The 6,023-nt window shown below is 50.5% G+C and carries 4 protein-coding genes and 1 pseudogene; 2 read left to right on the forward strand and 3 right to left on the reverse strand.

The window, feature by feature from the left end:
- The first annotated feature begins 1 nt into the window (after position 1).
- Positions 2-768, forward strand: a pseudogene (locus HT737_RS29705) (cytochrome c).
- Positions 758-1,225, forward strand: coding sequence for a DUF411 domain-containing protein (locus tag HT737_RS29710; protein WP_042561924.1), 468 nt, complete (start codon positions 758-760; stop codon positions 1,223-1,225). Before HT737_RS29705 ends, HT737_RS29710 begins: the two are co-directional and overlap by 11 nt.
- Before the next feature lie 440 nt (positions 1,226-1,665).
- Here HT737_RS29710 and HT737_RS29715 read toward each other — a convergent pair whose 3' ends face one another.
- The 3 genes from HT737_RS29715 to HT737_RS29725 form a co-directional block, all read right to left on the reverse strand.
- Positions 1,666-2,991 carry an OprD family porin gene (locus tag HT737_RS29715; protein ID WP_042556881.1) on the reverse strand — a complete coding sequence of 442 codons (1,326 nt, stop codon included), beginning with the start codon at positions 2,989-2,991 and terminating at the stop codon, positions 1,666-1,668.
- A 220-nt stretch (positions 2,992-3,211) separates the two neighbouring features.
- Complete coding sequence (locus HT737_RS29720; RefSeq protein ID WP_042561925.1) at positions 3,212-3,544, reverse strand: DUF2790 domain-containing protein; 333 nt, start codon at positions 3,542-3,544, stop codon at positions 3,212-3,214.
- 186 nt (positions 3,545-3,730) lie between these two features.
- Positions 3,731-5,362, reverse strand: coding sequence for a TnsD family Tn7-like transposition protein (locus HT737_RS29725; RefSeq protein ID WP_224450881.1), 1,632 nt, complete (start codon positions 5,360-5,362; stop codon positions 3,731-3,733).
- Positions 5,363-6,023 lie beyond the last annotated feature (661 nt).

Raw genomic sequence — 6,023 nt, forward strand, 5'->3', positions numbered from 1 at the left:
AATAACAGGTGCCGGCGTGGTTTATTTTGGTGTGATCAATGTTGGGGCGGATGAACCACACTCCGATCCCGTTTACGCGCTACTTTCCACCGCTCGGGATCGCTCGATCGAAGTGCGCTCACGCGACATTAAAGTCCCCGACCTGAGCGAAGAAGCTCTAATCCGCGCAGGTGCTGGCAACTACAACTCTATGTGCATCGGTTGCCATCTCGCTCCGGGTATTGAAGGAACCGAGTTAAGTAATAGCCTTTACCCCGCACCTCCGAATCTTTCAAAACTGGGCGTTGATGGAAACCCTGCCGCAGCTTTCTGGATCATCAAGCATGGAATCAAATCCACAGGCATGCCCGCTTGGGGTAAAAGCATGGCCGATCCCTACATATGGGGAATGGTCGCATTTCTCCAGCAGCTGCCTTCAATGGATGCAGAGCAATACAAAGCTCTCGCAACCAGCAGCGGTGGTCATCAACACGGTGGCGGCGAGAGCAAAATGCATAACCATGAAGCCAGCATGAGGGCCAAAAAGGCGCTGTCGCGGGGCATCATGATGCGGGTACAGGCGAAGAAATAGCCGAAGCAGGCGACCATCATGGCGAGAGAAACAGCGCTCATGCCCATGAGGCGGCCGAAGCGCCTTCTCAGGATGAAAGTACCGAACACGCCCATCCTCAGGTTGTGGAGGCTTCACATGACGCCCCTGCAACTCCGGCCACTCAGCCAAAAACTCATACCCACGCTGATGGGAAGGAACATACCCATGCGAAATAACTTTCTTCGTCCCGGTCGGGCACTTCGCCTCGCTGCATTTGCGGCTCTGTTTATCAGTTCAGCTGGTCATGCAGCAGAGTCGCTGACGATCGACGTCCATCGTGACGCTAACTGTGGATGCTGCAAGAAGTGGATCCAGCACCTTGAAGCTAACGGCTTCACCGTCGTTGATCATGTAGAAACCAACATGAGCGCGGTCAAGCAGGATCTCGGTGTTGCTCCACGACTCTCGTCCTGCCACACAGCAATGATCAATGGAAAGTTTGTTGAAGGTCACGTGCCCGCCGAGCAAATCATTGCGATGAGCAAACGTGACGACCTTCTCGGGATCGCCGTTCCTGGCATGCCGGCTGGATCCCCGGGCATGGAAGTCAACGGAAAACATGATGCTTACCAGGTAATCGGTTTGTCCAAAGCAGGCGCAGACCAGGTCATTGCTGAATACCCCGGAAACTAATCTGGCCCCTCAATCCTGTCCCTGCGTGGTTAGCGACATAGCCATGCAGCGGGACACATACTGTCCATTCCGCGCTCAAGTAACACGCAAAGACAATGAGCTACTGTTGGCCGTCTCTCCTGCTGTTCCCCCCAGCCCCACTCTATAACGCCCTCAGCTAAACGATGCGCACGCAGTCGAAGTGAATATCGACGATGACTCTGCACCTTCAGTCTCAGTTATGAATGGAGATTGCCTGTCAACGGATCAAAAGCTCCTAGACAGCAGGTTTGCCAAGCGGGGCGAACACAGGTACTGACAACAGGACGTCCCGCACTTATGTCAATCCACACAAAAAAAGGCGCCACTAGGGCGCCTAAGCCGCCTCCCAAACCAAAGGAGAAACAAGGAGACGGGGTGTACCTGGTAGTCGAACAATTGGTGCCGCAGGTTAGCGCTCGTTAAAGCAGTTGCAGTGGGTACTCGACAATCAGTCGGACCTCATCCAAATCAGATTCGAAATCGGTAGCACGCGTGGTTGCTTGGCGAACACGCAGCGACATGTCCTTCAGAGAGCCTGACTGGATGATGTACTTAGCCTCAATGTCTCGCTCCCAACGCTTTTGGTCTTGCAATGGCGCTCCATCTGCTCCGCGACGCATATACACGCTGTTCGCGTTGGAATAATCAGCGTCCCACCCCTTCGCGTAGCGGGTCATGAAGCTAAGGCCTGGGATGCCGAACGCTTGCATATCCAGGTCGTAGCGAAGCTGCAAGGATTGCTCTTTCGGTGAGTTGAAGTCGCTGTACTGGATGGAGTTATCCAGAAAAATCGAGTCCGATTGGCGCAGGTAATCAAAGTCGTCATTGCCGTTGCTGCGCTGATAGCCAACGGTCACCGTGTGGACGCCGAATTTAACCCCGGCTTTGCCACTCCAGATATTGTTATCAAAGCTGTCCAGGAGTTTTTTACCCTCGTCGACCGCGCGGTAGTAATTAAATCCACCGATCAACGCGACGCTCTCTGAGAGCGGGTAGCTCAGGGAAGTGCCTGCGTAATACTGATTCCAAACATCCTTAAATTGGCTGGCGTAAAGACTCACACCAACATGCTCATTAACGGTGTAATCGCCCCCAAGGTAAGCAATCCATGGAGCATCAACAGCACCGGCATAGAAAGTCGAAAAGCCGTCACGCATGCTGCTGGAGTTGGGTTGGCTCATCGCATGCAGCCGCCCCCCCTGAATGGTCAGGTCTTTAATGGTGGTGTTGGTGAACGTTGCCCCCTTAAAGCTCTCTGGCAGCAGTCGAGAATCGCCATATGCCACGACAGGCGTGGATGGAAAGACATCTCCTACTTTGACCACCGTATCCATAAAGCGAGCCTTCGCGGCTCCGCCTACTTTTGAGTAAGAGTCTTCAGGTTGGCCTTTGCTGTTGTAGGGCATGACATCCACTGAGCTTCGAGCCCCCGAGCGCCCATCACCCGAATCAAGCTTGAGTCCTACCATTGCAAATGCATCTATGCCGAACCCGACGGTGCCTTGGGTGAAGCCAGACTCAAATCGCCCGATAATCCCATGAGCCCATTCTTCAGCGTAACCATTGCCTGTGGGACTTGACTGGCCCTTTCGATTGTCACGATTGAAGTAGAGATTACGATTGAGAAGACTAAGGGAGCTCCCTTCAATGAACCCCTCAGGTTTTTGCTCAACGGCCACTGCAACTTGCCCCATGCTCATGCCAAGGGCAATGAGAGAAAGACCATAAAAGCTTTTATTGTTCATTTAACACTCCAGGCTTTTGCTTGGCAGAGTTTCTTTATGAAATATTTTTATCATTATAAAAAGCCACCGGCACATAGGGATTCCCTCTACGTGCCGACAGACATAATTTCATACAAAAGATAACTTCAGCGTGACCTGAAAATTACTTCTATGTCAGCGACCAGCAAGCATGCTTAAAAAGCGTAAATGAATGATTTGATGTAGACATGACCTTAAGGGGCTAACTCCCATGTGGGCAGTCGGTACCCATAATCTTGTATTCCACGGTATTAAGCTTGCCCGCCGAATCTTCATAGGTCATGCGCGAAGGCGCAACACTACAGTTTTTGTTGGCCTGTGTGACACTGATCACCTTCTGAATATCGAGGTTCATACCATATTCATAATGAACAACTTCAGGGACGGCCTTACCATTTCTTAAGGCATATTGCTCCATCGCCTGTTGGTTTTCTTGCATCATCCGACCATACACGCGGTCACCGCCTCCTTCAGCCATGGCTAATGAAGATAAGGTCAAAACCGAAGCGGCGCAAAACGCTTTCACTGCTGTCATTGCTTTCATGATTTTCTCCTAAGCTCAATTTTCTGAGTTAAAGAGTAACAAGTGAAAGCTTTCAGAAAGCTGCCGCGAAGGTTACTAATGTGAAAGGTGAACCCTACTCCGCGTTTACGCTTTCAAGCCAGATGGCATTTTTGTTATCACCAAAGGTTGGCAGACGCTGACGGAACACAGATGACCTCAAAAGCTTATTGGAACCGGTGGCCCCTCCCAATTCCTCGATACGCCGGTAGATCTGAGCAAGGCCTCCGCGTCGACTCCGGTTTTTTCCAGGCTTGTCAGATCCCACTCGAAGAAACTGGAAAATACCAGGAAAACCTTGCTTGCTACCGCTGAAGTCAATCTTACCGTCGAGTAATTCACCGGGAGCTTCATCCGGATGAGTTCAGAGACAGTCCATATCAAAGTTCTTAGACGGAAATGCCATACTGACTCTTGATGAATCTTTATCTGTTGATAAGTAAGGGGAAACCTCTGCTTGCGTAGATCCAGCTCATGAGGTAACGAACCTGGGAGTAGCGATTGCAAATTCCGAATATTCACTCTCTTCGGATCTTTCGTAACTTTATATAGCTCATCTACGCCCGCTTCGATAAGGGCCGCATACGCGCCGTCTCTTGAGTCGACAGACTTTTCGACCGTAACTGCAATTTTTTTAGGTGCACGGAGTTTTGCCATTAACCATGCGTTATCATGTTCTAGAATCCATTGCGTAGGTTTGTACGCCTTCTTCCAGAGGTACTCGACATCGGCGTCGTTACGTAGCGCTAAAAGCAACTCAATTTTTTGGCGATACCTAGTTTTTTGGCTAGGATGCGATTCTTCAACTTTGGACGCTCGCGGAGAAACAGAGGCACTCAGCAGAATAGACTCATTCTTCAGAGCCTCTTCAAAGTCATCTGCACTGGAAAACAAATGAAGAGCAATGATCAAATGCCTCGCGAGCGGCATATTTAGCTGACCTTTGTCTGATTTGAGCCGGATCCATTGCTCATGTTTCCCGGTGTTATAGGCTGGATCAATCTGCGACAAAAGCTCATCACCGTAAGCGCTTTGGATGCTGTCGAATAGTTTTGCGATACCTGCATTTTTTCCGAAAATATATCCGCGTTTCTTGCATTGGCGGACGTAGCAAGAACTTAATACCGTACTGCCTATCGGAGGAATATTGCGTTGCAAGATATCGTGTGCGAACAGGGCGACTTTCTGTTCCAGTTTTGAGCCCTTGTGAGTCGCTGCGCTGTTTAAGGGGCTCCAACCGCATGCGCATGGCTCAGTCAGATTGGGAAGTAGCTTCAATTTTCGGTAGAACGGGCGAGAGCACTCGGGGCAGGCATGGATCAATGTGTCGCCATGACGCCAACAGACGGCAACACCGGGTATTTGGTGAGATCGATGCCAGTAGGCAGAACCCCGATCAATCAAATCCTCCTGAACGCAGGTAGGACAAAGCTTAGCCTTGCCATGGGTGGACTCCTCTCTGCGGGGCACCCGTACCACCCCGTCATAACCCAGCGGACCTACGTTGTTCTCCGGACCCTGCTTAACCCCAAGAAAAGGCCGGTAAGCAGGAAAAGTGGTATTGCTACTGATCAGCTCTGCGAGATTGCTCTCCGATTGCCCCGGCAGTCTGTGGGCGAGCCTCTCGATCTGATTGGGTACGATGCCACCAATGCAAAAGGGTTTCGATGCGAACAAATCGCGGTAGGTTTCTGTCGCGGTTCTGTTGCCTGACAGATAGTGATATCGGGTGACACGAGAGTGCAGCATTTCATCCGGCATCGACACGGGGAAAAACAATAGATCAGACATCATTTACCGATTAAAGGTAGGGCTCGAAGAGAATATGCATCCGGGGGCAGTATATATGCAACCCGTCAAATTCTGTATCCGGTATCGATTTGGAAATGATACCCAGCCGCTCAACTTTTAACCGTAGTGAATTCATCTAAGCCCTGCCGCGATCGTACTCTTGAATACAAAACACGTATCGATAACCTGCGCAGGTCAGCCCATGGCAATTGCAAAACTATTTCTGTTGATCGCGGGTTAGTACGTTTTACTTGCTGATCGTGGTCATCCAGCGTATGCCGTAGCTATTCTGGAAGGTGCAAATATTCATTAACAGAAAAATAATGTGTTTACGTTGAATTAAATTCAGAACTTTTTTAGATCGAGGGAATGGCTGGCTGGATTACAGCGTGGGCCGAATGCTCGCGACCCTGTAAAGCGAAGAACGTGATATAGGCTTGCCCTCCGAGAGCAATTTGCTTCTAGCCCATCGCAGACGCCTATCGTGGAAGCCTTCGATTGATTCACATACTTTGTCGAGCATTGCTGCACAGAGAGGAAGCTTGCAGAGCTGCTTTTCGAAGCGAGACAGAACATGAAGCTCCCGGCCAATTCTGGTACGCGAGATGCGGACAGGCTTACCCGCAAGAGCATAAAGCGCTTCAGCACACTGACGGACTTC

This window comes from Pseudomonas sp. MD195_PC81_125, assembly GCF_014060985.1.
Taxonomy (GTDB): Bacteria; Pseudomonadota; Gammaproteobacteria; order Pseudomonadales; family Pseudomonadaceae; genus Aquipseudomonas; species Aquipseudomonas parakoreensis.